This is a genomic window from Altericroceibacterium endophyticum (assembly GCF_009827595.1).
GTDB classification, from domain to species: Bacteria; Pseudomonadota; Alphaproteobacteria; order Sphingomonadales; family Sphingomonadaceae; genus Altericroceibacterium; species Altericroceibacterium endophyticum.
This window is the reverse complement of sequence record NZ_WTYT01000004.1, coordinates 45,409-71,820: the sequence shown is the minus strand read 5'-3', so window position 1 is coordinate 71,820 and position 26,412 is coordinate 45,409. Positions and strand designations below refer to the sequence as shown.

At 58.2% G+C, this 26,412-nt stretch carries 21 protein-coding genes; 17 read left to right on the top strand and 4 right to left on the bottom strand.

All coding sequences use genetic code 11. From position 1 onward, the window contains the following. Positions 1 to 2 precede the first annotated feature (2 nt). From nuoF to GRI91_RS09505, 13 genes are read left to right on the top strand one after another with little or no spacing between them, the layout of a single operon-like run. Complete coding sequence (nuoF, locus tag GRI91_RS09565; protein WP_160736458.1) at positions 3 to 1,310, top strand: NADH-quinone oxidoreductase subunit NuoF; 1,308 nt, start codon at positions 3 to 5, stop codon at positions 1,308 to 1,310. Further along, a complete protein-coding gene (gene nuoG / locus GRI91_RS09560) occupies positions 1,310 to 3,316 on the top strand; it encodes an NADH-quinone oxidoreductase subunit NuoG (RefSeq protein ID WP_160736457.1) in 2,007 nt (668 codons plus the stop codon). The genes nuoF and nuoG overlap by 1 nt, the downstream gene beginning before the upstream one ends. Continuing rightward, positions 3,313 to 4,359 (top strand): NADH-quinone oxidoreductase subunit NuoH, encoded by a 1,047-nt coding sequence (nuoH, locus tag GRI91_RS09555; RefSeq protein WP_160736456.1) that lies wholly within the window; start codon positions 3,313 to 3,315, stop codon positions 4,357 to 4,359. Before nuoG ends, nuoH begins: the two co-directional genes overlap by 4 nt. Further along, positions 4,356 to 4,841, top strand: coding sequence for an NADH-quinone oxidoreductase subunit NuoI (gene nuoI, locus GRI91_RS09550; protein WP_160736455.1), 486 nt, complete (start codon positions 4,356 to 4,358; stop codon positions 4,839 to 4,841). The genes nuoH and nuoI overlap by 4 nt, the downstream gene beginning before the upstream one ends. A 27-nt stretch (positions 4,842 to 4,868) precedes the next feature. Then, complete coding sequence (locus GRI91_RS09545; RefSeq protein WP_160736454.1) at positions 4,869 to 5,489, top strand: NADH-quinone oxidoreductase subunit J; 621 nt, start codon at positions 4,869 to 4,871, stop codon at positions 5,487 to 5,489. Between the two features lie 12 nt (positions 5,490 to 5,501). Next, positions 5,502 to 5,807 (top strand): NADH-quinone oxidoreductase subunit NuoK, encoded by a 306-nt coding sequence (gene nuoK / locus GRI91_RS09540; RefSeq protein ID WP_160736453.1) that lies wholly within the window; start codon positions 5,502 to 5,504, stop codon positions 5,805 to 5,807. Positions 5,808 to 5,813: 6 nt separating this feature from the next. Next, the gene (gene nuoL / locus GRI91_RS09535) at positions 5,814 to 7,877 is read left to right on the top strand and encodes an NADH-quinone oxidoreductase subunit L (RefSeq protein ID WP_337190353.1); all 2,064 of its coding nucleotides are present in this window, start codon (positions 5,814 to 5,816) and stop codon (positions 7,875 to 7,877) included. Beyond that, positions 7,877 to 9,409: an NADH-quinone oxidoreductase subunit M gene (locus GRI91_RS09530; protein ID WP_160736452.1), complete on the top strand. Its 1,533-nt coding sequence runs from the start codon at positions 7,877 to 7,879 to the stop codon at positions 9,407 to 9,409. The genes nuoL and GRI91_RS09530 overlap by 1 nt, the downstream gene beginning before the upstream one ends. Continuing rightward, the gene (gene nuoN / locus GRI91_RS09525; protein ID WP_160736451.1) at positions 9,409 to 10,872 is read left to right on the top strand and encodes an NADH-quinone oxidoreductase subunit NuoN; all 1,464 of its coding nucleotides are present in this window, start codon (positions 9,409 to 9,411) and stop codon (positions 10,870 to 10,872) included. Before GRI91_RS09530 ends, nuoN begins: the two co-directional genes overlap by 1 nt. Positions 10,873 to 10,882: 10 nt before the next feature. Further along, positions 10,883 to 11,587 carry a biotin--[acetyl-CoA-carboxylase] ligase gene (locus GRI91_RS09520; RefSeq protein ID WP_160736450.1) on the top strand — a complete coding sequence of 235 codons (705 nt, stop codon included), beginning with the start codon at positions 10,883 to 10,885 and terminating at the stop codon, positions 11,585 to 11,587. Continuing rightward, complete coding sequence (locus GRI91_RS09515) at positions 11,588 to 12,367, top strand: type III pantothenate kinase (RefSeq protein ID WP_160736449.1); 780 nt, start codon at positions 11,588 to 11,590, stop codon at positions 12,365 to 12,367. Then, positions 12,364 to 14,010 carry a ribonuclease J gene (locus tag GRI91_RS09510; protein ID WP_337190352.1) on the top strand — a complete coding sequence of 549 codons (1,647 nt, stop codon included), beginning with the start codon at positions 12,364 to 12,366 and terminating at the stop codon, positions 14,008 to 14,010. Before GRI91_RS09515 ends, GRI91_RS09510 begins: the two co-directional genes overlap by 4 nt. 4 nt (positions 14,011 to 14,014) lie before the next feature. Next, positions 14,015 to 14,308 carry a DUF1467 family protein gene (locus tag GRI91_RS09505; RefSeq protein WP_160736448.1) on the top strand — a complete coding sequence of 98 codons (294 nt, stop codon included), beginning with the start codon at positions 14,015 to 14,017 and terminating at the stop codon, positions 14,306 to 14,308. 32 nt (positions 14,309 to 14,340) lie between these two features. Here the strand turns inward: GRI91_RS09505 and GRI91_RS09500 are convergent, their stop codons facing one another. Then, a complete protein-coding gene (locus GRI91_RS09500; protein ID WP_160736447.1) occupies positions 14,341 to 16,890 on the bottom strand; it encodes a coiled-coil domain-containing protein in 2,550 nt (849 codons plus the stop codon). Positions 16,891 to 17,051: 161 nt separating this feature from the next. On the opposite strand from GRI91_RS09500, the gene GRI91_RS09495 reads away from it, so the two are divergent. From GRI91_RS09495 to GRI91_RS09485, 3 genes are read left to right on the top strand one after another with little or no spacing between them, the layout of a single operon-like run. Beyond that, on the top strand, positions 17,052 to 18,248 hold the full coding sequence (locus GRI91_RS09495; protein ID WP_160736446.1) for a hypothetical protein: 1,197 nt from the start codon (positions 17,052 to 17,054) through the stop codon (positions 18,246 to 18,248). Between the two features lie 35 nt (positions 18,249 to 18,283). Beyond that, entirely contained in the window at positions 18,284 to 19,240 is a 957-nt protein-coding gene (locus tag GRI91_RS09490) for a hypothetical protein (RefSeq protein WP_160736445.1), read from the top strand. Beyond that, entirely contained in the window at positions 19,237 to 20,682 is a 1,446-nt protein-coding gene (locus GRI91_RS09485; RefSeq protein WP_337190351.1) for a sensor histidine kinase, read from the top strand. The genes GRI91_RS09490 and GRI91_RS09485 overlap by 4 nt, the downstream gene beginning before the upstream one ends. Before the next feature lie 18 nt (positions 20,683 to 20,700). On the opposite strand, the gene GRI91_RS09480 is transcribed toward GRI91_RS09485, so the two are convergent. After that, positions 20,701 to 21,987 (bottom strand): citrate synthase, encoded by a 1,287-nt coding sequence (locus tag GRI91_RS09480; RefSeq protein ID WP_160736444.1) that lies wholly within the window; start codon positions 21,985 to 21,987, stop codon positions 20,701 to 20,703. A gap of 16 nt (positions 21,988 to 22,003) precedes the next feature. Then, positions 22,004 to 23,452, bottom strand: coding sequence for a glutamate--tRNA ligase (gene gltX, locus GRI91_RS09475; RefSeq protein ID WP_160736443.1), 1,449 nt, complete (start codon positions 23,450 to 23,452; stop codon positions 22,004 to 22,006). 28 nt (positions 23,453 to 23,480) lie between these two features. Here gltX and GRI91_RS09470 point away from each other — a divergent pair, with 28 nt between their 5' ends. Then, the gene (locus GRI91_RS09470; RefSeq protein ID WP_160736757.1) at positions 23,481 to 25,658 is read left to right on the top strand and encodes a ComEC/Rec2 family competence protein; all 2,178 of its coding nucleotides are present in this window, start codon (positions 23,481 to 23,483) and stop codon (positions 25,656 to 25,658) included. A 6-nt stretch (positions 25,659 to 25,664) separates the two neighbouring features. Here GRI91_RS09470 and lexA read toward each other — a convergent pair whose 3' ends face one another. Beyond that, entirely contained in the window at positions 25,665 to 26,351 is a 687-nt protein-coding gene (lexA, locus tag GRI91_RS09465) for a transcriptional repressor LexA (RefSeq protein WP_160736442.1), read from the bottom strand. Positions 26,352 to 26,412: the final 61 nt, after the last annotated feature.

The following is a 26,412-nucleotide window of genomic DNA, read 5'->3' as shown; positions in this document are numbered from 1 at the left end:
CTATGCTCGCCGATAAGGATCGCATTTTCACCAATGTCTACGGCTTTCAGCCGTGGAATCTCGACGCGGCGCGCAAGCGTGGTGATTGGGACAATACCAAGGATCTTCTTGCTCGCGGGCAGGATGCCATCATCGACGAGATGAAGGCATCGGGTCTGCGCGGGCGGGGCGGGGCTGGCTTCCCCACCGGTATGAAGTGGAGCTTCATGCCGAAAGAAGCGCCCAAGGATCAGCACGGCAATCCGCGGCCGAGCTTTCTGGTTATCAATGCTGATGAATCGGAGCCGGGCTCGTGCAAGGATCGCGAGATCATGCGTCACGATCCGCATAAGCTGATCGAAGGTGCACTGGTTGCCGGTTTCGCGATGCGCGCACGCGCTGCCTATATCTATATTCGCGGCGAATATATCCGCGAGGCGGAAACGCTCTTTGCGGCAGTGCAAGAAGCCTATGACGCCGGATTGCTGGGCAAGAATGCCGCAGGCTCGGGATATGATTTCGACGTCTTCGTCCACCGCGGCGCAGGCGCCTATATTTGCGGTGAAGAAACCGCGATGATCGAAAGTCTGGAAGGCAAGAAGGGGCAGCCGCGCCTCAAACCGCCTTTCCCGGCAGGTGCAGGCCTCTATGGCTGCCCGACGACGGTCAACAATGTTGAATCCATTGCCGTTGCTCCCACGATTTTGCGCCGCGGCGCATCGTGGTTCTCCAGCTTTGGGCGGGAAAATAACAAGGGCACCAAGCTCTTTCAGATTTCCGGCCATGTGGAAAAGCCCTGCGTCGTGGAAGAAGCCATGGGCATTCCGTTTCGTGAGCTGATCGAGAAACATTGCGGCGGCATTCGCGGCGGGTGGGATAATCTGCTCGCGGTCATTCCGGGTGGTTCTTCGGTGCCGCTGGTTCCGGCGGAAGAAATCTTGGACGCGCCGATGGATTTCGACGGTCTGAAGGCTGTCGGCTCGGGCCTCGGTACTGCTGCCGTGATCGTGATGGACAAATCCACCGATATCGTCCGCGCGATCAGCCGCATCAGCGCCTTCTACAAGCATGAGAGCTGCGGCCAGTGCACGCCCTGCCGCGAAGGCACGGGCTGGATGTGGCGCGTGATGGAGCGTCTGCGCGAAGGCAAGGCCGATAAATCCGAGATCGACATGCTGTTCGAAGTAACCAAACAGGTTGAAGGCCACACGATCTGCGCTTTGGGAGATGCGGCTGCCTGGCCGATTCAGGGCCTGATCCGTCATTTCCGCCCCGAGTTGGAGCGCCGTATCGCTGAGCGAGAAGGCACGCTTCAGGAGGCTGCTGAATAATGCCAAATGTAAAAGTAGACGGTCAGGAAATCGAGGTTCCGGACGGCGCGACGGTGCTGCAGGCCTGTGAACTGGCCGGCAAGGAAATCCCGCGTTTCTGTTATCACGAACGGCTGTCCATCGCCGGCAATTGCCGCATGTGTCTGGTCGAAGTGAAGCCCGGACCGCCCAAGCCGCAGGCCAGCTGTGCGCTGCCCGCGACTGAAGGCCAGGAAATCCGCACCGACAGTGAAATGGTCAAGAAGGCGCGCGAAGGTGTGATGGAGTTTCTCCTGATCAACCATCCGCTCGATTGCCCCATTTGCGATCAGGGCGGCGAATGCGATCTTCAGGATCAGTCGATGGCCTATGGCCGCGGCGCGACCCGCTATGACGAAACCAAGCGTGCGGTCACGTCCAAGAACATGGGCCCGCTGATCAAGACGATCATGACCCGCTGCATTCACTGCACCCGCTGCGTGCGCTTCTCCGAAGAAGTGGCTGGCGTGGATGAAATCGGCGCCCTGTATCGCGGCGAAAACATGCAGATCACGACCTATCTGGAACAGGCGGCCAAGCATGAGTTGTCGGCCAATGTGATCGATCTGTGTCCGGTTGGTGCGCTTACGTCGCGCCCCTACGCCTATGAAGCACGCCCGTGGGAGCTGAAGAAGACGCTCAGTATCGACGTGTCTGACGCGATGGGCGCCAATATCCGCATCGACAGCCGCGGCCGTGAAGTGCTGCGCGCTTTGCCGCGCATCAATGATGATGTGAATGAGGAATGGATTTCGGACAAGGCACGCTATCAGGTTGAAGGCCTGACGCATCGCCGTCTGGATAAAGTCTGGATTCGTCGTCAGGGCAAATTGCAGCCTGCCAGCTGGAATGAGGCTTTCGAACTGATCGCTGCTGCCAAACCGGGCAAGGACATCGCTGCGGTGGCCGGTGATCTGGTCGATTGTGAAACGATGTTCGCTGCGAAGAAGCTGGTGAATGCGCTTGGCTCTGACCTGCTGGAAAGCCGTCAGACCGGCATGGATTACGACGTTTCCAACCTCGCCGCGGTGAATTTCAACACCACTTTCAACGAAATCGAAACGGCCGATGCCATTTTGATCGTTGGCAGTCAGGTGCGCTGGGAAGCGGCTCTGCTGAATGTTCGCCTGCGCAAGGCGGCGAAGCGCGGCGCAAAGATCTTCCTCGTCGGGCCGGAATGGGAAACGACCTATCCGGCGGAATTCCTGAGCGAGAATGTTTCTGTTCTGCATGATCTGCCCGCCCATGTCGGCGAGGCAATGAGCAAGGCTGAACGTCCTGCGATCATCCTGGGCGGAGCGGGTCTGGCCAAGAATGCGCTGCATCCGCTGCTGGCTCTGGCCGATCAGTGGAAGCTGGTGCGTGATGGCTGGAACGGCTTCAATGTCCTGCATTTCTCCGCTGCCCGTATGGGCGCGCTAATGCTGAATTTCGCTCAGAAGGGCGGAATGAAGGATATTGCCGCGGCCAAACCGAAGGTCGTGCTGTCGCTCGGCGCTGATGAAATGGATTTCGAGCCTTATGCCGATGCGCTGAAGGTCTATATCGGTCATCATGGTGACAAGGGCGCTCATGCCGCAGAAATCATTCTGCCCGGCGCAGCCTTTACCGAAAAGAGCGGCACATTCGTGAATACGGAAGGCCGTGTGCAGATTGCCGATAAGGCCGTTTTCGCCCCTGGTGATGCGCGTGAAGACTGGACGATCCTGCGCGCGCTGGCTGATGCGCTGAATGTTTCTGTTGGCTTCAATTCCTTTGATGAGCTGCGCGCGGCAATGATCGCGGAAGTTCCAGAACTGGGCGTCGAAGGCATGGTTGATTACGGTGCGCTGCCCAAGGCAGATGCCGCCATCCGGGCCGATGGCGCGATCGCTTATCCGATCAAGGATTTCTACATGACCAACCCGATCGCACGGGCGAGCGCGGTGATGCAGCAATGCTCTGCCGAATTGCTCCATGGGGACACACTTGCGGAGGCTGCCGAATGACCGCCTTCTTTGAATCCCTTGGCATGAATTACGAATGGGCGTGGTTTATCGCGACCATTTGCGGAATTTTGCTGATTGCTCTGCCGCTGATGCTGGCCGTAGCGATGATCATTTATGTCGACCGTAAAGTCTGGGCCGCCATGGCTCTGCGGCGCGGTCCCAATGTGGTCGGCCCGTTCGGTCTGCTGCAGAGTTTTGCCGATGGTCTCAAGGTGTTCCTGCAGGAAACCATCATTCCATCGGCCGCGAATAAGGGCCTGTTTCTGCTCGCGCCGATTATCACGTTCACCGTCGCCTTGATGGCATGGGCGGTGATCCCGTTTTCATCGGGCGCCGTCCTGGCTGATATCAATGTCGGCCTGCTCTATGTCCTCGCGATTTCGTCGCTTGGTGTTTACGGCGTGGTGATTGCGGGCTGGGCTTCCAATTCGAAATATCCGTTCTTTTCCGCGCTTCGCGGCGCGGCGCAGATGATTTCCTATGAAGTCTCGATCGGTTTTATCCTGATCTGCGTTATTTTGTATGCCGGTGGCAACAATCTGAACGGCATTGTCGAATCTCAGCGCGGCTTCGGGCTCGGGATCGTCAATGGCTTCTTCTTCAACCTGTTGCTGTTCCCGATGTGGGTGCTGTTCCTGATTTCGGGCATGGCCGAAACGGCGCGTGCGCCTTTCGATCTGACCGAGGCAGAATCCGAACTGGTTGCAGGCTACCAGACTGAATATAGCTCGATGGCTTTCGCGCTCTTCTGGCTCGGCGAATATGCCAATGTGCTGCTGATGTGTGCGCTGAACACCACGCTGTTTTTCGGCGGGTGGTTGCCGCCGCTTGAGTGGGCACCGCTCTACATCGTACCGGGCTTCATCTGGTTTCTGCTTAAAACTTTCTTCTTCTTCTTCGTCTTCTCCTGGGTGAAGGCAACTGTCCCGCGCTTCCGCTATGACCAGCTGATGCGTCTGGGCTGGAAGATTTTCCTGCCGATGAGCCTGCTCTTCGTAGTGCTCACTTCCGGTTGGCTTATGATTACGAGGTACGGAGCATGAGCGTCGCCCATCTGGTCAAAAGCTTCACCCTCTATGAGTTCGTGAAAGCGCACGCTTTGACCTTGAAGTATTTCTTCAAGCCCAAAGCGACCATCAACTATCCCTTCGAGAAGAACGATCTCAGCCCGCGCTTCCGCGGCGAACATGCACTGCGCCGTTATCCCAATGGCGAAGAGCGCTGCATCGCCTGCAAATTATGCGAAGCAGTATGCCCGGCGCAGGCGATTACGATCGAATCCGAACCGCGTGATGATGGCAGCCGCCGGACCACGCGTTACGATATCGATATGACGAAGTGCATCTTCTGCGGTTTCTGTCAGGAAGCCTGCCCGGTTGATGCGGTCGTTGAAGGGCCGAACTTCGAATATTCGACAGAAACCCGCGAGGAGCTCTTGTATGATAAAGCAAAACTTCTCGCGAATGGTGACAAGTGGGAGCGGGCAATCGCCGCGAACCTTGAAGCCGATGCGCCCTATCGCTAACCGGCGCACCAAGGACTGACAGGGCCCATGATTCATATAATCGCCTTTTACCTCTTCGCCGCCATGGTGGTCGCTTCCGGAGCGTTCACGATCACGGCACGCAACCCGGTACATTCCGTGCTGTGGCTCATCCTCGCCTTCTTCAATGCGGCGGGTCTGATGGTGCTGGTCGGCGCCGAATTCATCGCCATGCTGTTGGTGATTGTCTATGTCGGCGCGGTTGCTGTGCTGTTCCTTTTTGTGGTCATGATGCTCGACATCGACTTCTCGGAATTGCGGGCAGGTTTTGTGAAGAACTTCCCGCTTGGGCTGTCGATCGCGATCATCCTCGCGGCTGAGCTGTTCATCGGCCTGGTGGCATATTCCGGCGGCAAGCTGGAACTGGGCACGCCCGATGGCAGCGCGGCTCCGCTGGTGGGCGAAAGCAATATCGAGAATATCGGTGCGCTGCTCTACACGCGCTACCTCTTCCTCTTTGAAAGCGCAGGGATCATTCTGCTTGTGGCGATGATCGGCGCGATCGTGCTGACCCATCGTGAACGGGGCAATGTCCGTGGCCATCAGAATATTTCCAAACAGGTTCGCCGCCGTCCGGACGAGGCAACCTACAATGCACGGCCCGAAATCGGCGCCGGCGTGGACCTTTAAGGGGGACGGCAAGTGATTGGTATCGAACATTATGTCGTCGTCAGCTCGATCCTTTTCGTGCTCGGCGTGCTCGGCATCTTCCTCAACCGCAAGAATATCATCGTCATTCTGATGGCGATCGAATTGATCCTGCTTGCGGTTAACATCAATCTTGTCGCCTTCAGCGCCTTTCTCGGTGATCTGACGGGTCAGGTTTTCGCGATGTTCGTGTTGACCGTGGCCGCGGGCGAAGCGGCAATCGGCCTCGCTATTCTTGTTATCTATTTCCGTGATCGCGGCACGATTGCGGTCGATGACGTCAACCGGATGAAGGGATAAGCCATCGTGTCCTCAATTCTGGTCATAGTTTTTCTGCCGCTTCTGGCTGCGATTGTCGCGGGGCTGGGCAATAAGTCGCTCGGTTTCCTGCCGGCCAAGATCATCACCACCGGCGCCTTGTTCATATCCTGTGCGCTGAGCTGGCCGATCTTTATCGCGTTCCTGTCCGGCAATGCCGAAGCCACCGTGGTTCCGGTTCTCAAATGGGTCGAATCCGGCGCCATGAGCTTCGACTGGGCTCTGCGCGTCGATACGATGACGGCGATCATGCTGGTGGTGATCACCAGCGTTTCGGCGCTCGTCCATCTCTATAGCTGGGGCTATATGGACGAAGATCCGGATCAGCCGCGCTTCTTCGCCTATCTCTCGCTCTTTACCTTTGCCATGCTGATGCTGGTGACCGCGAACAATCTGGTGCAGATGTTCTTCGGTTGGGAAGGGGTGGGCCTCGCCTCCTATCTGCTGATCGGTTTCTGGTTCACCAAGCCAAGTGCCAGTGCAGCCGCGATCAAGGCCTTTGTGGTCAACCGTGTCGGCGACCTTGGCTTCATGCTCGGGATTTTTGGCACGTTCCTGGTGTTCGGGACGACATCGATTCCTGACATTCTCGCTGCTGCCCCGGCCATGAAGGGGGCATCGAGCATCGGCTTCCTCGGCATGCGTGTCGATACGATGACCATTCTGTGTCTGCTGCTGTTTATCGGCGCGATGGGTAAGTCGGCCCAGCTCGGTCTGCACACCTGGCTGCCGGACGCGATGGAAGGCCCGACGCCGGTCTCCGCGCTGATCCACGCCGCGACCATGGTTACCGCGGGTGTGTTCATGGTGTGCCGCCTGTCGCCCATGTTCGAAGCAGCGCCGGTTGCGCTGACCTTCGTGACCTTCATCGGCGGCGCGACTTGTCTCTTCGCTGCGACGATCGGTACGACGCAGTGGGACATCAAACGCGTTATCGCCTATTCCACCTGCTCGCAGCTTGGCTACATGTTCTTCGCTGCTGGTGTTGGTGCCTATGGTGTGGCCATGTTCCACCTGTTTACCCACGCATTCTTCAAGGCTCTGCTGTTCCTTGGCGCCGGTTCCGTGATCCATGCGATGCATCACGAGCAGGACATGCGCTATTACGGCGGTCTGCGTAAGAAGATCCCATTCACCTTCTGGGGGATGATGGCGGGTACGCTGGCCATCACAGGCGTTGGTATTTACTGGCTGCATGCTGGTTTTGCTGGCTTCCATTCGAAGGACGCGATCCTTGAAGCTGCTTTTGCCAGCGGCACTGAAATGGGACGCACCGCATTCTGGCTCGGCACGATCGCTGCGCTACTGACCAGTTTCTACAGCTGGCGCCTGATGTTCTTGACTTTCTGGGGCAAACCGCGCTGGGCCGATAGCGAGCATATTCAGCACGCGGTCCATCACGACCACGCCGATTCAGATCATGCGAACCCGGCCGCACAGGAAGATGCAGGCGATGATGCCCAGCATCATGTCCCGTCCCCTGCCGAAAACGATGGCACTGCTGGCTATCATCCGCATGAAAGCCCTTGGGTGATGCTGATTCCGCTGATCGTCCTGTCATTGGGCGCGGTCTTTGCCGGTTATGTCTTCACCCATGCCTTCGTCGAAGATGAAGGCTTCTGGAATGGCGCGATCGCTTATAATGAGCACTTGATCCACGCGATGCATTCGGTGCCGCTCTGGGTGAAGCTTGCCGCGACAGTGGCGATGCTTCTGGGCCTGGCTGGCGCATGGATTGCTTACATCAAGAACACGTCCATTCCCGGCAAATTTGTCGAACAGATCAAGCCGATCCATGCTTTCCTGTTCAACAAATGGTATTTCGACGAATTGTACCATTTCATCTTCGTTCGCCCGGCCTACTGGCTTGGCAAGGTCTTCTGGCGCTTTGGCGATGTGGGCCTGATCGATCGCTTCGGACCCAATGGCGCAGCCTGGGTCGTCGGGAAGGGATCGGCCTATGCGAAGAAGGTACAATCCGGTTATCTCTATAGCTATGCGCTGATCATGCTGCTTGGTCTGGTCGCCGCAATCACTTGGGTGATGCTCTGATGGAGGGCTTTCCAATCCTTTCGCTGATGCTTCTGGTGCCGCTCGCCGCAGCGGTGGCCTGTCTCTTCGTGGACGCCAAAGCGGCGCGGACAATCGCATTGATCGCAACCTTGGTCGATCTTGCTCTGGGCCTTGTCCTGTGGGCGGGCTTCGATGTCGGCGGCGCCCAATGGCAATATGTCGAACGGGCACCGCTTTTCGCCGGGTTTACCTGGGCGCTGGGCATTGATGGTATCGCCTTGCTGCTGATTATCCTGTCGGTCTTCCTGATGCCGATCTGCATCGGGGCCAGTTGGAATTCGATCACCAAGCGGGTCGGCGAATATATGGCCGCCTTCCTCTTGATGGAGACCCTGATGATCGGCGTTTTCGCCGCGCAGGATCTCTATCTCTTTTACATCTTCTTCGAAGCGGGCCTTATTCCGATGTATCTGATCATCGGTATCTGGGGCGGCGATAACCGGATTTACGCCAGCTACAAATTCTTCCTCTACACGCTGCTCGGCTCGGTTCTGATGCTGATCGCGATGTTGTGGATGGTGAATCAGGCTGGCACCACGGATATCCCGACGCTGATGTCGTATGATTTCCCGGCACAGGCGCAAACGTGGCTGTTCTTCGCCTTCTTTGCCAGCTTTGCTGTGAAGATGCCGATGTGGCCGGTCCACACCTGGCTGCCTGACGCGCACGTTCAGGCACCGACCGCTGGTTCCGTCATTCTTGCGGGCGTCCTGCTGAAAATGGGTGGCTACGGCTTCATCCGTTTCTCGCTGCCAATGTTTCCGATCGCCTCTGCCGAATGGGCTTGGCTGATCTGGGGGCTGTCGATGGTCGCCGTGGTGGTCACCAGTCTGATTGCTTTCGTTCAGCACGATATGAAGAAACTGATCGCCTATTCCTCGGTCGCGCATATGGCGATCGTGACGGTGGGTCTGTTCTCCTTCAATGTGCAGGGCCTTGAAGGTTCGATGATGCTGATGCTGGCCCACGGCTTGGTATCCGGCGCATTGTTCCTGTGTGTTGGCGTGATCTACGATCGTCTGCACACGCGTGAAATCAGCCGCTACGGCGGTATCGCGCTCAACATGCCGAAATATGCCATGCTGTTCCTGTTCTTCACGATGGCCAGCATCGGTCTTCCGGCCACTGCCAATTTCGTGGGTGAATTCCTCAGCCTCGCCGGCATTTATCAGGTGTCCAGCTGGGCCGCGCTGATTTGCGGCACGGGTATCATTCTGGGCGCCGCCTATATGCTGGTTCTGTATCGCCGCGTTGTTTTTGGCGCGCAGGTCAATGCCGATGCCGCGGCGATGCCAGATCTTGACCTGCGCGAATGGTTGATGCTCGGTTCGCTGACCCTCGCCACATTGTGGATGGGTATCTATCCGGAAAGTTTCATTGCGCCGATGCGTCAGGATATCGTAAAACTCGAGGCACGTCTGTCGCCAGATGCGCCCCAAGGAGACTCCCGACTTGTCATGGGTGATCCGCAACCTACCGAAGAAGTGCAAGCGCATGAGGGAGCGCACTGATGGAATTCAAAACCTCCCTGGGGCTGATTGCACCGGAAATCCTGCTGTCCATTTCAGGTCTGGTGCTGTTGCTTGTCGCGGCATGGGCCGGTGACAAGGCCAGCCGCGCCATCAGCGTGGCCAGCTGCGTCGTGCTCGGTGCCTGCTTCTTCCTGGTCGCGCCCACTCTGTGTGCGGGGCTCAGTGGTCCTGATACTGTTGCCTTTGCCGGTCTCTTCCGTGCGGATGCTTTCGCGGCGATGGCCAAGCTGATGATTTTTGCCGCCACCGGTGCGGCATTGGTGATCGCGCCGAACTTCCTTGACCGCCTCAATTCAATGCGCGCTGAATTTCCGGTTTTGATGCTGTTTGCAGCGCTCGGCATGTCGATCATGGTTTCGGCGACCGATTTGATGACGCTGTATATCGGTCTCGAACTCAACAGTCTGGCTGCCTATGTGCTTGCGGCTTTCTCGCGGGCGGATGAGCGTTCAGCCGAGGCTGGCCTTAAATACTTCGTCTTGGGCGCGCTTGCATCGGGCATTCTGCTCTTCGGTATGAGCCTGACCTACGGTTTCACCGGGACAACCAGCTTTGATGGTATCCGCGTCGCGCTGACGGGCGACATTTCGCTTGGCGCCTTGTTTGCGGTTATCTTCGTTCTGGCTGGTCTGGCGTTCAAGATTTCTGCGGTACCGTTCCACATGTGGACGCCGGACGTCTATGAAGGTGCCCCGACGCCGGTAACGGCCTTCTTCGCAACAGCGCCGAAGGTCGCAGCCGTCACCTTGCTGATGCGCGTTTCGCTGGAAGCATTCGGCACACAATCGGACGCATGGCGTCAGATCGTGATTTTTGCCGCGCTTGCTTCGATCGTGGTCGGTGCGCTCGGTGCTATCGGGCAAACCAATATCAAGCGCCTGCTGGCCTTTTCATCGATCAACAATGTTGGCTTCATCCTGATCGGCCTGGCCGCCGGCACGCCGCAAGGCGCCAGCGCTATGATGGTCTATCTGGCCATCTATGTTGCGATGACCGTAGGCAGCTTTGTCGCCGTGATCATGCTGCGGGATGCTGACGGCCGGCCAGTGGAGAACATTGCCGATTTCGCCGGATTGTCGCGCACAAAACCCATCATCGCGATGTGCCTTGCCGCCGTGATGTTCAGCCTTGCGGGCATTCCGCCGCTGTTCGGCTTCTGGGGTAAATTCGTGGTCTTTCAGGCTGCGGTGCAGGCCGACATGGTAGCCCTTGCGGCGATCGGTATTGCGGCCAGCGTCATTGGCGCCTTCTATTACCTCAAAATCGTCAAGGTGATGTATTTTGACGAACCGGCCAATGTTGCGGTGGGTGAGAATGATTGGGCGCATTGGGGCCTGCTGATTATCTCAACTCTGGTCATATCGCCCCTCGGCTTCCTGCTGACGCCATGGTTGGGCGGGCTGGCTGACAAGGCCGCCGCATCGCTCTTCCTGGCCATATGACAGGCCTGATTTGATCGAAACCATTGCTGAAACGCGATCGACCAATAGCGATCTTCTAAATCGGCTTTCCGCAGGGGAGCATTTGGAGGAAGGCTATTGGCTGGTCGCCGATCGGCAAACTGCCGGTCGCGGCAGGCAAGGGCGCAGCTGGCTTGATGCCGATGGGAACTTCATGGGCTCCACCGTGGTGTTGCGCCACGCTGCCGACCCTCCCGCCCAGAATTTGTCATTCCTGAGCGGCCTGGCCGTCTTGCAAGCGTCCAAGCGAATGATGGGGCATGTATTCTGGCCCGTGCTGAAATGGCCAAATGATGTCCTGGTGGATGGCCGGAAATTTGTCGGGATTTTGCTCGAAGCGCAGCACAATCATATCGTGGTTGGCATCGGTGTGAACCTTGTTGCCGCGCCAACTTTGCCGGATCGCGTGGCTGCGGCTCTGGGACATGCCAGCCGGGATATTTTCGCGCAGGAACTGGCTGGCTGCTTTGCCCAGGAGCTCGACTATTGGCGTAGCTATGGCTCTCAGCATCTGTTTGATCGCTGGTTGGAATGGGCCCATCCCGTAGGCAGCGCTCTCAGTGTCCATGATGGCGCAGGCGAGCGCATTTCGGGCACGTTTGCTGGACTTGCTGCGGATGGTGCGCTGCAGCTGCGCATGAATGATGGTACGATGCAGATCATCCATGCGGGTGATGTGAATTGGGAAGGACAGTAAATGCTGCTCGCAGTGGATGTCGGTAATACCAATGTGGTTTTCGCACTCATCGACAATGGCGAATTGCGCACCCGCTGGCGCATCGCAACGGATCCGCGCCGCACGGCGGATGAATATGCCGTCTGGCTGATTCAGCTGCTCGCGATTGAAGGTTTGAGTCAGAAGGACGTGACCGGCATGGTCATGTCGCTCGTTGTACCGCGGGCCCGGCATAACCTGGAAGTGCTGGGTGAGAAATATTTCGGCCTGACCCCCGCCGTTGCGGGCGAGGGTGATCTGGCATGGGATTTCCCGATCGATGTTGATGAACCGCGGTCACTGGGGGCAGACCGCGCGGTGAACGCGCTGGCCGCCCATAGCCTGTATGGCGGCGATTTGGTGGTGGTCGATTTTGGAACGGCAACCACTTTCGATGTGGTGGATTTCAATGGCGCCTATAAGGGCGGGATCATCGCACCCGGGATTAACCTGTCGCTGGATGCACTGGTGAACAACACGGCCAAATTGCCGCGTGTCGCAATTAATGTCCCCCGCATAAATTCAGTGATCGGCCGCAATACAGAAGACCAGATGACGGTGGGCGTTTTCTGGGGTTACGTCGCCATGATGGAGGGGCTGATCGAGCGTTTACGCGCTGAGATCGGCCGCCCAGCCAAGGTGGTTGCCACTGGCGGGCTGGCGATCCTGTTTGACCGACATACTGAGATTTTCGACGCCGTAGACGCTGATTTGACATTACAAGGGCTGGCTCTGCTGGCAGATAAGGTTGGCCTGAAGTGAAGAAGGATTTTACCCCAGAGGACGAATTGCTGTTCCTCGCGCTAGGCGGTTCCGGAGAGATTGGCATGAACGTCAATCTTTATGGCTGTCAGGGCAAATGGCTGATGGTCGATCTGGGCATGACCTTTAGTGGCAATGAATACCCCGGCGTCGATCTCGTCTTCGCGGACCCGGAATTTATCGAAGAACGTCTCGACGATTTGCTGGGTATCGTGATTACCCATGCGCATGAGGATCACATCGGGGCGATCCCCTATTTTGCCGCTGATTTCGGCGTGCCGATCTACGCGACACCCTTCACCGCTGAACTGATCCGCCGTAAATTGCAGGAAGCCGGCATCGAGGATGAGGTGGAGCTGAATATTATCGAGGAAGATCACGGCTCGATCGAGCTTGGTCCCTTCGAAGTGACCTATATCCCGCTCGCCCACTCGATTGCAGAGGGCAATGCCCTGCTCATCGAAACGCCCTTTGGCCGGATTTTCCATACTGGCGACTGGAAGCTGGATGAAGAGCCGATGATTGGCGAACCGGCAACCGAAGAAGAACTGACCGCCTTTGGCGATCAGGGTATTCTGGCACTGGTCTGCGATTCCACCAATGTTTTCAACCCGGTGCCATCGGGGTCCGAAGGCGCGGTTTATCGCGGGCTGATGGAGGAAGTGCAGCGTCATGCAGGCAAGCGCGTGCTGGTGACGACCTTCGCCTCCAATGTGGCGCGTTTGCTCACCCTGGGGCACGTCGCGAAGGAAACCGGGCGCCGGCTATGCGTGGCAGGGCGTTCGCTTGATCGGATCATCGAGGTGGCGAAGGCCAATAATTATCTCGACGATTTCCCCGATGTGGTGGATTTCGACACGGCGATGAAGCTGCCGCGCGGCGAAGTTCTGATCATAGCAACAGGCGGGCAGGGTGAACCGCGTGCTGCTCTGTCGCGCATCGCTGATGACAGCCATCAGATTGAACTCAGCCGCGGCGATGTGGTGCTGTTTTCCAGCCGCCAGATCCCCGGGAATGAACTGGCCATCGGGCGTATTCAGAACCGTCTTGCGGAACGCGGCATCACGATGGTGACGGACCGTCAGAGTGAAATCCACGTCTCCGGACATCCTGGCAGGCCTGAGCTGGAGGCATTATATGGCTGGCTGCGGCCAGAGATCCTGATGCCGGTTCATGGCGAAATGCGCCATATGCAGGAGCAGGGCCGGGTGGGCGAGGCGAATGCCATTCCGCATCAGGTAGTCCAGAAAAACGGCGATATCGTGCGACTGGCTCCCGGCAAACCGGGTAAGATTGCTCAGGTGCATTCGGGCCGTCTCGTGCTGGACGGTGACATGATCATTCCGGCCAATGGCGAGACCATCACCATGCGCCGGCGTCTGTCGCGCGATGGCATCATTTTCGTGGCGCTCGATAGCCACCTCAATCCGCATATTGAGGGCTTCGGCCTGCCGCTGGATGAAGATTATGACAGCTTTATCGAAGAAGCGGAAAGCGACGTCGTTGCAGCGATTGCCAAGCTCAAGGGGCGGCGCAAGGACCATGAGCAAGTGCTGGAGGCGGCACGGCTCGCGGCGCGGAAGGCTTGTCAGCGCTGGACCGGCAAGAAGCCGCAAACGCGCGTGATGCTGGTCGGGAAATGACGTGATGGAATGGACGTCTGTTCTGGCGATCTATTTTCTGCTGTGGGTCTTCTCCGCTTTCATCCTGCTGCCCTTTGGGGTGAAGACGCATGATGAAACGGGGGAGCCTAAAGTCCCCGGACAGGCAGACAGTGCACCGGTCAATTTCCGGCCGGGACGCATTCTTATACGCGCCACAATCCTGGCGGCGGTCCTGTGCGCGCTCTATGTCGCCAATTACGCCAATGGCTGGATCACGATCGACGATATCGACCTGATTGGCATGCCGGATAGATTCAAGGATATGCCGGCCGGCTGATGGAGCATCGGCCGGCCGTATTACTCGGCTGACTATCTGCGCAGCCGTTCGATCGCCTGCGCGAGTGCGACATAGAGCTTGCCCATGTCGGAAGAGAGCAGGGTAACTGCCATCGTATTGCCTTCCGCGGTTGAGAGGACGGAACGCAGCATCGCTTCGAAATCGTGGATGTAACGATTGATGATCTCGTGTAGCCCGTCATCATCCTCGTAAATCTGGGCAATTTCGCGCGCTTCCTCACGATCGAGCAGTTTCACAGCGCGGCGAGTGAAAATGCCGCGGTCGCCCTTCATATAGGCGGCCCAGGCGGTATCTGAGACGTCCTGCGACATGGCCTTGGCAATGTCGATCGAATGAGAATTGAGGCTTTCGGTGATTTGCGACATTTTGCGCGCGAAATCGCCATCAGTCTTTTCCTCGGCGTTCTGTTTGGCCTGCGCGACCCGCCGTTCCAGATTGACAGTGAGTTCGGACACACGCGCCAATTGCTCATAGAGATATTGCGCGGCCTCACGGCTGCGTCCGGCTGCCTCACGCGCTGATTCATCCAGTTCGGCCACGGTGCCTTCCACGCTTTCGCGCAGGGCATTTTCGATCGCGCGTGAATTTTCCTCGCCAACCCGTTCGGCCAATTGGTGGATAGTTTCGCTCTGTGCGCTTTCCAGCCCGGTCAGCGCCTGTCGCGTGGCCTGTTGTAGTGAACTCAAGGCGGCTTCCAATTCGTCGCGCGCGCGTCCTGAAAGCGTGTCTGCTTCGGCCGAGAGTTCGGACAAGGACTCGCGCAGCGCAGCGATATGGACAGCCTGCGCGTCGCCCTTTTCGGTCATTCGCTCATGCAGAGTGTCGAGCTGTGTGACAGCATCCTCGGTACTCTTGCGAATGCCGGCGATCTGATCATCCAGTGTCCGACCGATTTTTTCTGCGCTTTCGAACAATTTGTGCGTTTGTTCGGAACGATCCTGCAGAGCCTGCAGGCGCTCTTCGGCAGTGCCGATAGCACGCGGCAAATCGTCCTTCCCATGATCGACGCTTGCCCGCACGATTTCGAGCAGGCGGACCGCATCATCGGTCAGGCGTGCCACCAGTGCTTCGGTTCCCTCCAGAGATAGGCGGCTCGAAACCAGCTCATCACTCAGGCGCGATATGGCTTCGGAAAGCTGCCGGCTGCTATCTCCGCCAAGGGCGACGATCTGTTCGGTTCTCTGATTGAGCGTTTCGAGCTTGTCAGCCAGCGTCTCGCTTTGCTCGGCCATGCTCGCCACGTGCGTTTTCTGCCGTTCGTGTCTCTCGGCCACTTTGGCATCGAGGGCGCGCAAATCGCTTTCGAGAGAGGCCATCGCGGCTTTTTCGCGCGCGGCGGCGCTATCTCTGCGTTGTGCGAATTCAGCATCGAAATTGGCGATCCGTTCAGCCAGTGAGGCGTCCAGCTCAGCCAGTTCCGCTTTCAGCGTCAGCAGCCGCTGGTGAGCCTTTTCATGCTGGTTCTGATCCAGTTCAGCCAGATCATCGCGGGCAGCGGATAATTGCGCCCGCAGATCCGCAATCGTTTGACTCCATTCGGCACTCGCAGCATTTTCTGAGCCGCGCAGTTCTTCGCCAACTTGCGCTGCATCGCGGCTCAAGACTGCCAGACGATCCTGCAACGCCGCAACCGCTTTGTCTTCCTCTTCGGCCAGACGGGCGCGGAATGCGTCACTTTCGGTGCCGAGGACGCGGAAGCGTTCTGCCGATAATGCGCTGAATTCCTCGCCCCGGCGGGTGAATTCGGTCACGGCATCATCCACCTGATCACGGAGCGCAAGAACCCTTGCTTCGGTCTGGGAACCGGTCTGTGCAAGCCGGTCAAAACCGCTGTTCAGCGTGTCCAATTGTTCGCTGGCAGTTCGTCCGGCATTGCCGATTTGATTGGTGACGTCGCGTGCGGAATTGGTAAGAACAGGCAGGTTTCCGCGTAATTGCTCCATATTATCAACTGCATGCTTGCTGACATTGCGGATAGTTTCCAGCTGGCTGCTGTTGTCGCGGATCAGGCTTTGCAAATGATTGGCGTGGTCGGACAGACGTTCACTGGCGACGCGTCCCAGTGATTCCAGATCACGGCCCTGCGCAGCGATGAATTCGCGCGCCAGGCTGAGCTCGCGATTGACGGTAATGAGCCGTTGTTCAAGCTGTTGCGATTCCGTGGACAATGCGCGCGCGGCGCGGGCAAAGCGGTTGGCTTCGCTGCGGCTGTTGCGCTGGATCAACAGCCACAGGCCGACAATCAATATCACCGGGATGGCCCATTGGCTCACCAATGCTGGCACCGTTTCCATTGCCGGTGGATCGCGCCAGAGTGAGGAATGCGCAAAGGCGAACAGACCGCTCCAGGCCGTGATCAGAAACACGGCAAGTGCCGGAACGATCCAGCTTTTATCCGCAGACATGTCATCATCCGCATCTTCGGCGGTGTCATCCACCCAGGTCTCTTCGGCCGCGCTTGTTTCATAAGCGCTGCTTTCAGGTGCGGTTTGCTGAACGCTTGGCGCAGCGCCGGTTTCGCCGTCATCGGTGACGGATACGAGATTCTTTATGCCAGACATTCGGCGAAAGTAGCACAGAGGATGGACCGGTGAATATGGGAATTGCCGGAATGTTGGGTTAACCCCGAACTTTCACGCTGAAACGCGCTTTACACCGGATGTATGCTTGGCATCGCGCGCGCCATTCCCTACGCATTTGCACGCTAATGAGGAGCGGTGTCTTGCGCGTTGCGCTTATGTCTTTGGTCAGATCGGTTGATGACAGTGCCTCTGCGCCGCTGGGTGCTTTGCGTCTGATCGGCCGCAGTCTGGCGCAGCGTCAGCTTGATTTCGCACTCGCGCTGGGGTGCGATACCGTTCTGTGCAGTGCGGAAGCATTGAGCGAAGAATCCCGTATATTACAGCGTTCGGCCGAAGAACGCGGAATACGGTTTCGCCTCGTCCGGGGTGCGCCCGATCTGATCGGTTCCGTATCCGCGGGTGATCAGCTGCTGATTCTGGCCGATGGTCTGCTCAGCGAATCATCCGAAGCGCGGGACTTGATTAAAGATCGTGCCGTGATCCTGACCCTGCCGGCCAATATTGGCGTGCCGTCCGGTTTTGAGCGGATTGACGCTCAGAATGCTTGGGCAGGTGCGGCCTTATTGCCTGCGGCGCTGGTCGAAAAACTGGCTCATTTGCCCGATGATGTGGACCCGATCGCCGCCTTGTTGCGGCTCGCCTTACAAGCGCGGGTGCCGTTACGCGAATTGTCGGAACGTCCCATGCGTGAAGATCGCTGGCGGATGATTGATGGTCATGCGGATCTTGAAGCGATTGAGCCTGACTGGCTCGAACGTCAGATTCCAAGCGGGGACCGGTTTGCGCCCAGCGAATGGATTGCGGGCAGGGTATTGCGGAAGTTCGGCAGTCAGGCACTGGCGCGCAATCTCCCTCTTTCCGCCGTGTATGGCGCGGCTTCTGGCCTGCTGCTGCTGAGTTTGCTTGCCTCCTATATCGGATGGTCTTCCATTGCATTCCTGCTTCTTGCCCTGGCTGCCTTGAGCAGTGAATTGGCGGCGATGCTGGCCATTGTCATGCGCTCGGCCTTTGGACGCCCAGAACGGGGCAGGGAATGGCTGCGTTTATTCCCGGTGCTGCGCGACGCCAGTCTGGCTCTGGTGATCTATGGCGCGCTGCCGGGTGAATGGGGCATCCGATTATTCCCGGCGTTGATGCTGACAGCGCTGGTCGCACTCGTTCCGCCTACGGGCCGTTCAGAGTGGAACAAGATGATCGGTAGTCTCGCCAGGGATCGGTTCTTGCTGGCGCTTATATTGTCGGCCATGACCCTATTCGGTGTTGTCGAACTCGGCGTGCGTCTTTGTGCGTTCATCCTCGTTGCCTCGATGTTGGTTTCGCAGGCGGAACGCGACTAACGCCCTGTTAACTCTAGCCAGATAGATGTGTTTGCATGCGGATCAATGAAGCAAAGCAGCGCTCGGCGCAGTCTTTTGAGGAACGCCTGGCGGATGAGCTGGCGCGGGGCGGCGCGCTCGTCGCATCTTCGGGCACCGTGCTGCGGCATTTACTGGCGAATGATGATTATCTGTTGTTCAGCGAAGAAGTGGTGGCCCGCATTCGCGGAATGCTGACCCATGTCGCGCGGCAGCTGCTTTTTGCCGAAGCGGAGGGCGCCGAAAGCGTCGATCGCGCGGATTATGCGCAGCAGAGGCAGGGAGTGCTGGCCGGACAATTGGCACAGCACGAAACATTGCTTCGGCATGTTCATGCGCTGGCCTTTGAAAGTTTGCTGATTACGCGTTTGGCACAGCGCCACGATATTGACGGTGTGGTGGTGCCCTTGCTGGAGAACTGCGCTGCCGCTCCCGATGACGAACTTGCCGGATTGGCGATGACCGCATTGGCCGCGCAGGCACGGTTCCTGCAGCAGCAGAAGCGCATGGAGTTGCCGCTGAGCGAATTGCCGGGCGAAATGTTTCATCAGGCAGTGCTGACGCTGGAAGAGCATGGCGATTCCGCGTCAGCGGCCAGAGCGGCGAGCGGCCTGCGCGACCAGTTTGAAGAGGGTGAGACCAGGTTCGCTTTGCTGGCGAAACTGGTGATGTCGATGCAAGGCGCGCCATCTGACTGGCTCTCGATCGAAAAAAGCGGTCTCTCCCTGTTTGTCACATTGTTGGCGATTGATGGCGGCTATGACCGGGATGATGTGCTGCTGGCCTGCAGCGAAACCCAGACTATGCGTCTGCAGCTGATGCTGCGCGCGGCAGATATGCACGCGAATGATATCGCGGCCCAGCTGCGCCTGATCCATGGCGATTCCGATGACGATACACAGATTGGCATGCTGACACCGGACCATTGCCGGGACTTGCTGGCAGCACTCGCGCGCGAGCAGAATTCGTCGTGAGTGAAGCAATGCCCCGCCTGACCACAGCGGAATGCGATGGCGATGATCGTTTGGTTGCCGCCGAAGAACCGCTCGCCCGTTTGCAGCGCGAGTGCGGCGGAGACGTGCCGGGTGTTCTGGCCATTCCGGCCTTGCTGCAACTGGTGCGCAAATCGCGCCATTTTGGCCTGAAACTGGCGCAACCCCTCACGATCCGTACATCGGCCGAATATGCCAGCTGTTGGGCAGAAATTCGCCCGCAAGAGGACAAGAGCTGCCAGATAACGCTGTCCAATTGGCGCATGCGTTCGGCGCAGGGACAGATCAATGATGCCGACGTGCCGTCATCCGAGATGTCTTCGCGTTCGCAGGTTGAGACTGCGGCCACGGGCCATATCGGGCTGACCGCCAGACTGGACCCGCAGCAGCGCATACTGGCGGTCGAAAGTTTTGAGCCTGACCTCAGCTCTTTCACCTGCGAAATGGAAACGGCAATCGGCCAGAGCTGGACCGGCTTGCTCGCGCGGGATGCATTTTCTGGCGATGATTTGCCGGATTGGCGAAAGCTGGATGGCCGCATGCTCACGATTCCCGGTTCGGAGCGGAACTGGACGGTTCGGATGGTGCCATTGGGGCAGGCGGAGCCAGGTGCCAAGGGTTTTGAGCTTTCCCTCTTCACCGAGGATGAATATCGCGAAACCTCGGCCAGCACCGAAGTGAAAAGCGGCACAGGCGCATTCGACGGGGCCATTCGCAAGGAAATCGTCCCCGTGCTGAAACAGCCGATCTCGCGCATCATCGCCAATGCGGAAACGATCCGTGCCCAATTGGCCGGGCCCTTGTCAGATGAATATAGCAATTATGCGGCGGACATTGCCTCAGCCGGCGAGCATTTGCTGGCGCTGATCAGCGATCTGGCTGACCTTGAAGTGGTGGAGGCCGATAATTTTACGACCGCGCCGGATCATATCGATTTGCTGGATGTGGCGCGGCGGGCAACCGGTATTCTGGGTGTTCGCGCGCGCGAACGTGGGATCGGTTTTGTCCTGCCGCCTGACGATGTTGAAATACCGGCTGTGGCGGAATTTCGCCGAGTGCTGCAAATATTGCTCAATCTGCTCGGCAATGCGGTGCGTTACAGCCCCAGCCATTCAGTGGTAACTGTTGATGCCGGCTGCAATGGGGCGAATGTGTGGATGACTATTCGCGATGAAGGCAAGGGCATTGCGCCGGAGCAGCGGGACAAGATGTTTGCCAAATTCGAACGACTGGGTCGCAGCGGAGACGGCGGAACGGGTCTTGGCCTGTATATCTCGCGCAGGCTTGCCCGGCAGATGGGCGGCGATCTCGTCTTGCAGGATATTGCCGGCAAGGGAGCCAGTTTCTTGCTGACCTTGCCCGCACGGCAGGGCGCGAAACAAGAAAAAAGCCGCCGGTCTCCGAAGACACCGACGGCTCTCTAAAAGAAGGCCGCAGGCGGTTTAGCGCTTGTCGACCGGGATATAGTCCCGCTGCGTCGGGCCAGTGTAGAGCTGGCGCGGACGACCGATAACCTGTGCGGGATCGGAGATCATTTCGTTCCACTGCGCAACCCAGCCAACCGTACGGGCAAGGGCAAAGAGGGCGGTGAACATCGTTGTCGGGAAGCCGATCGCCGACAGAATGATGCCCGAATAGAAATCGACATTCGGGAACAGCTTCTTTTCCCGGAAATAATCGTCGTTCAGCGCGAGTTCTTCAAGCCGCATCGCGGTTTCGAACACAGGATCGTCAACCTTCAGCGCTTCGAACACTTCACGCACGGTTTCCTGCATCACGGTCGCACGCGGATCGTAATTCTTATAAACCCGGTGACCGAAACCCATCAGACGGAAAGGATCATTCTTGTCTTTCGCACGCTCGATATAATGCGGGATCTTGTCGGGGGTGCCGATTTCACGCAGCATATTGAGCGCCGCTTCATTGGCGCCGCCATGTGCCGGGCCCCACAGGCAGGCAATGCCCGCCGCGATGCAGGCAAAGGGGTTCGCGCCGGAAGAACCGGCGAGACGCACGGTCGAGGTCGAAGCGTTTTGTTCGTGATCGGCATGGAGGATGAAAATCCGGTCCATCGCCTTTTCAACTTCAGGGATAACCTCGTATTCTTCAGCCGGAACGCCGAAGGTCATGCGCAGGAAATTGCCGGTGTAAGACAGCGAATTGTCAGGATAGACGAAAGGCTGACCCAGCGAATATTTATACGCCATCGCGGCGATAGTCGGCATCTTTGCAATCAGGCGATGCGAACTGATCTTGCGATGTTCAGGGTCGGAAATGTCGGTGCTGTCGTGGTAGAATGCTGAAAGTGCGCCAACCACGCCGCACATGATCGCCATCGGGTGCGCGTCGCGGCGGAAGCCCTGATAGAACTGGCGCAGCTGTTCATGCAGCATCGTGTGATGGGTAATGGTGTTCTCGAACGTGTCGAGTTCCTGTCCGCTGGGCAGTTCCCCATTGAGCAGGAGATAGGCGGTTTCCATGAAGCTGGAGTTTTCGGCCAGCTGACCAATGGGATATCCGCGATGCAGCAGCACGCCTTCCTGGCCGTCAATATATGTCAGCGCGCTTTCGCAGCTGGCTGTGGACTTATAGCCGGGATCGAAGGTGAATTTGCCCGTTTGTCCGTAAAGCTTGCGAATATCGACCACATCAGGTCCGCAGCTTCCTTCGAGTACAGGGAAATCAAAGCCTTGATCGCCTACATTCAGTTTAGCCTGTTTATCAGCCAAGTCGGATCTCCTTATTTTAATCAGTTGGGCCAGCGGGAAGGGCCTGCGCATTGATGCGAGCCAGGCTTTCATCCTTTCCAAGGAGTGCCAGCACGTCAAAAATTCCGGGCGAAGTTGTTTGTCCGGTAAGCGCAGCCCGCAAGGGTTGTGCGAGTTTGCCAAGGCCCATTTCCAGCTTTTCGGCCATTGCCTTTAAGTTGGCCTCCAGCGCGTCAGTTGTCCAGTCGGTTTCAACCGAAAGTGCGTCGGAAATTTTCGCCAGACGGCCGCGTGCTTCGTCATCCAGCAATGCGGCGGCTTTTTCTGTCATTTCGAGAGGGCGCTGCTTGAACAGGAACGCCGCGCCATCGGCCAGCTCGTTCATATCGCGTGCGCGGGTTTTCAGCACCGGCATGGCTTCGGTCAACAAGGCTACATTGGCCGTATCGCCAATCTGGGCCGCAGCAATTTGAGCCAGGCGCGCATCATCAGCCTGCCGGATATAATGGCCGTTCAGGTTGAGCAGTTTTTTCATATCGAAGCGGGAGGGACTTTTGCCCACGCCGCTCAGATCGAAAAGATCGATTGCTTCGTCCCGGTTTATTTCTTCCTTGTCGCCATGGCCCCAGCCAAGGCGCAGCAGATAATTGAACAATGCCTCGGGCAAAATGCCCATCGCCCGGTAGTCACGCACGCCCAGTGCACCGTGGCGCTTGGACAGCTTGGCACCGTCATTGCCGTGGATCAGCGGCACATGCGCATAGGTGGGTTCTTCCCAGCCATCCTCAATCCCCTGCATCGCATGGATGACCTGCAATTGGCGGAAGGCGTTGTTCAGATGGTCATCACCGCGAATGATATGGGTGCATCCCATATCCATGTCATCGACCACCACGGCGAGCATATAGGTGGGGGACCCATCGGCGCGCAGCAGAATGAAGTCGTCGATTTCGGAATTCTTCACCGTTACGCGGCCCTGCACCGCGTCATCGACCACGGTCTCGCCGCGTTCCGGTGTCTTGATGCGCACAGTATAGGGGGCATCTTGCGGGGCTTCCGACGGGTCGCGATCACGCCAGCGGCCATCATAGCGCAGCGGCTTCTTCGCGGCGCGCTGTTCGTCACGCATCTGCGCCAGCTCTTCGGATGTGGCGAAGCATTTATACGCTTTGCCCGCTTCGAGCAATTTGAGCGCGACTTCGGCATGGCGGGCCGCGCGTTCGGACTGAAACACCGGTTCGTCGTCAAATTTCAGGCCGAGCCAGTCGAGCCCTTCGAAAATGACGTCGATCGCTTCCTGCGTAGAACGTTGCTTGTCCGTATCCTCGATCCGCAGGAGAGCCTTGCCCCCATTATGCCGTGCGTAGAGCCACGAAAACAGGCCGGTGCGGGCATTGCCAATATGAAGGAAACCGGTTGGAGAGGGCGCGAAGCGGGTAACGACCGGACGATCTGTGCCTGCCGATTTATCGCTGTCGCTTGTCATAACGTCCCGGTTCCTGTCCTATGTGCTTATGGATGCGCATGAAATGCCACAGGCTCCCGCAAACCCGAATGGCGGCGCATTAAAATATCTGTGGTCGCATTGGAGAAAGCGCGCGCTTTTGTCCAGCTTGGCCGCGTGGTTTGAGCATTTTTTGGGAAAGACCGGGCTTGATCGCGGCCCCTGGCTGACGGTTGCTTTTGCCAGCGGCATCGCGACTTGGTTCATACTTCCGGGGGCGTTTTCCTGGGTTTTAGCGATTTTGGCCGGCTTGGGCCTTGTTCTTGCGGGAATATCACGCGGTTCGAAGGATCCCGCGGGTTATGTGCGGCTCGCCTTGATCACGCTGGGCCTGCTGTTTGCGCTGGGGGTAGGGGTGATCTGGGCCCGGTCCGAACTTGTTGGCGCGGAGCCCATCGCCCGGCCCATCGTGACCCGACTCGATGCGCGCATATTGGAGCGCATTGAGCAACCCGCGCAAGACCGCGTGCGGCTCATATTGGCGACCCGATTGGGGGACAAGGGCGACCGCGTGGCCAAGATACGCGTCAATTTGAACGAAGATCAGGATATTCCGGAAGCGCAAGAGAACGCGCATATTCGCCTGCGTGCGCGTTTGATGCCGCCATCTCCGCCCATGTTGCCCGGCGCCTATAATTTCGCGCGCAATGCGTGGTTCCAGGGCTTCGCCGCGACCGGATCAGTGCTGGGAGAGATTGAGCTCATCGATGCGGGCACCGGAGGGGAAGCATTGGTGGCGCAGTGGCAGCGTCAATTATCGCGGCATGTGCGGGATCAGCTTGGCGGCTCCTCCGGCGCCATCGCGGCGACCCTTGCCAGCGGTGATCGCGGGGCTATCGGCAAGGCAGACGAAATTGCCATGCGCGATGCCGGGCTGACACATCTCCTGTCGATCAGCGGCTTGCATGTCAGTGCGGTCATGGCAGCGTCCTATATCTTGCTGATCAGGCTGTTGGCCGCCTTCCCGCCGCTTGCTCTGCGCGTGCGATTGCCGCTGCTGGCATCTTTGGGCGCGGCGCTGGCGGGGATTGGCTATACATTGTTGACCGGAGCGCAGGTGCCGACGGTGCGCAGCTGCTTCGGTGCCTTGCTGGTCCTCACCGCACTGGCCATGGGGCGGGAGGCCTTGTCGCTGCGCATGATCGCCGTGGCGGCTTTCGGGGTACTGATGCTGTGGCCGGAATCACTGGTGGGGCCGAGCTTCCAGATGAGCTTTGCCGCAGTGATTACGATTGTCGCGCTGCATGAATCGCGCTGGTTGAGGTCGGTTTTGGCGCCGCGGGACGAAGACCTCTTCATGCGTCTGGCCAGGAAGGTGTTCGCGCTGCTGATTACCGGCCTGGCCATAGAATTCTGTCTGATGCCAATTGTGCTGTTCCATTTTCACCGCGCTGGTGTGTATGGGGCCTTCGCCAATCTGGCGGCCATCCCGCTGGTCACTTTTGTCTCTATGCCGCTGATCGCCCTGGCCTTGCTGCTCGACCTTGTCGGATTGGGCGCGCCGATCTGGTGGTTGGCGGGTTGGTCGCTCGACCTGTTGCTGGGGCTGGCCCATTTCACCGCGTCTCAGCCCGGTGCGGTCAAGCTGATGCCGCAAATGGGGATAGGCGTGTTCATGCTGTTTGTCGCGGGCGGGCTATGGATCGCTTTGTGGCGAGGGCGCGCGCGGCTGATCGGAATGGCGCCTGTGATAGTGGCTATCATCCTGTTACTGCTTACCCCAGTGCCCGATCTCCTCATCACCGATGATGGCCGCCACGTGGGAATTACGGAAAAGGATGGCCAGCTGATCATGCTGCGCGACAGCCGTAGTTCCTACATTCGCGATAATCTGATGGAATTATCGGCAGCGGGCGGGCAGCCGACAATTGTGCGCGACTGGCCGCAGGCGCGCTGCAGTTCCGATTTTTGCAGCGTTACCTTGGAACGTGGTGGGCGAAGCTGGCATGTGCTGATGGCAACAAGTGACCAATATCTTGAAGAGCGAAAACTGGCCGCAGCTTGCGAACGCCATGATATTGTCGTTGCAGATCGATGGCTGCCCTATAGTTGCAAGCCGCGCTGGCTAAAGGCGGATCGCCGCCTATTACGCGAAACCGGTGGTTTGGCCCTCAATTTGTCTGCCGGCACCATGAGCACCGTCGCACAGATGGAGGGACATCATGGATGGTGGCGAGGGGGGCGATAAACCAGCCTAATGGTACCGCCTGAGCAAACCGGCCAGCTTCCCCTGTACCTCGACTTCGTCAGAGCGGTAGACCTGCGCCTGATAGGCTGGATTGGCAGGGTCTAGCCTGATGCTTCCCCCTTCTCGGCGCAGATATTTGAGGGTTGCTTCTTCATTGCGCACCAGCGCAACCACGATTTCCCCATCCCGGGCCGTGTCGGTGCGTTTGATCAGCGCGAAATCACCATCGAGAATGCCTGCTTCCACCATGGAATCACCTGAAACTTCCAGGGCGTAATGTTCGCCAGACCCCAGCAGAGCGGCAGGAACCGGTAAGGACGACTGCCCCTCAAGCGCTTCGATCGGGACGCCTGCGGCAATGCGGCCATGCAGCGGCAGATCAATCACATCATTGGCGGGGGCAGGTGCAGTGACGGCAGTTTCCATAATCCGGGCAGGTGCCGTGTCATTCGCCGGTTTTGGTGCGGGCCGCTCGGCATCCTCAATCGGGCGCAGCACTTCGAGTGCGCGGGCGCGATTGGGCAGGCGGCGGATAAAGCCGCGCTCCTCCAATGCAGAAATAAGCCGATGCACGCCTGATTTTGATTTCAGATCGAGCGCCTCCTTCATTTCCTCAAAGGAAGGTGAAATGCCACTTTCATCCAGTTTCCGTTGAATGAACAACAGCAATTCATGTTGTTTCGCGGTGAGCATCGCAACAATTCCTCTTGGCTAACCCCCGGACGGGAGGTGAACGAATAAGGAACAAGTATGA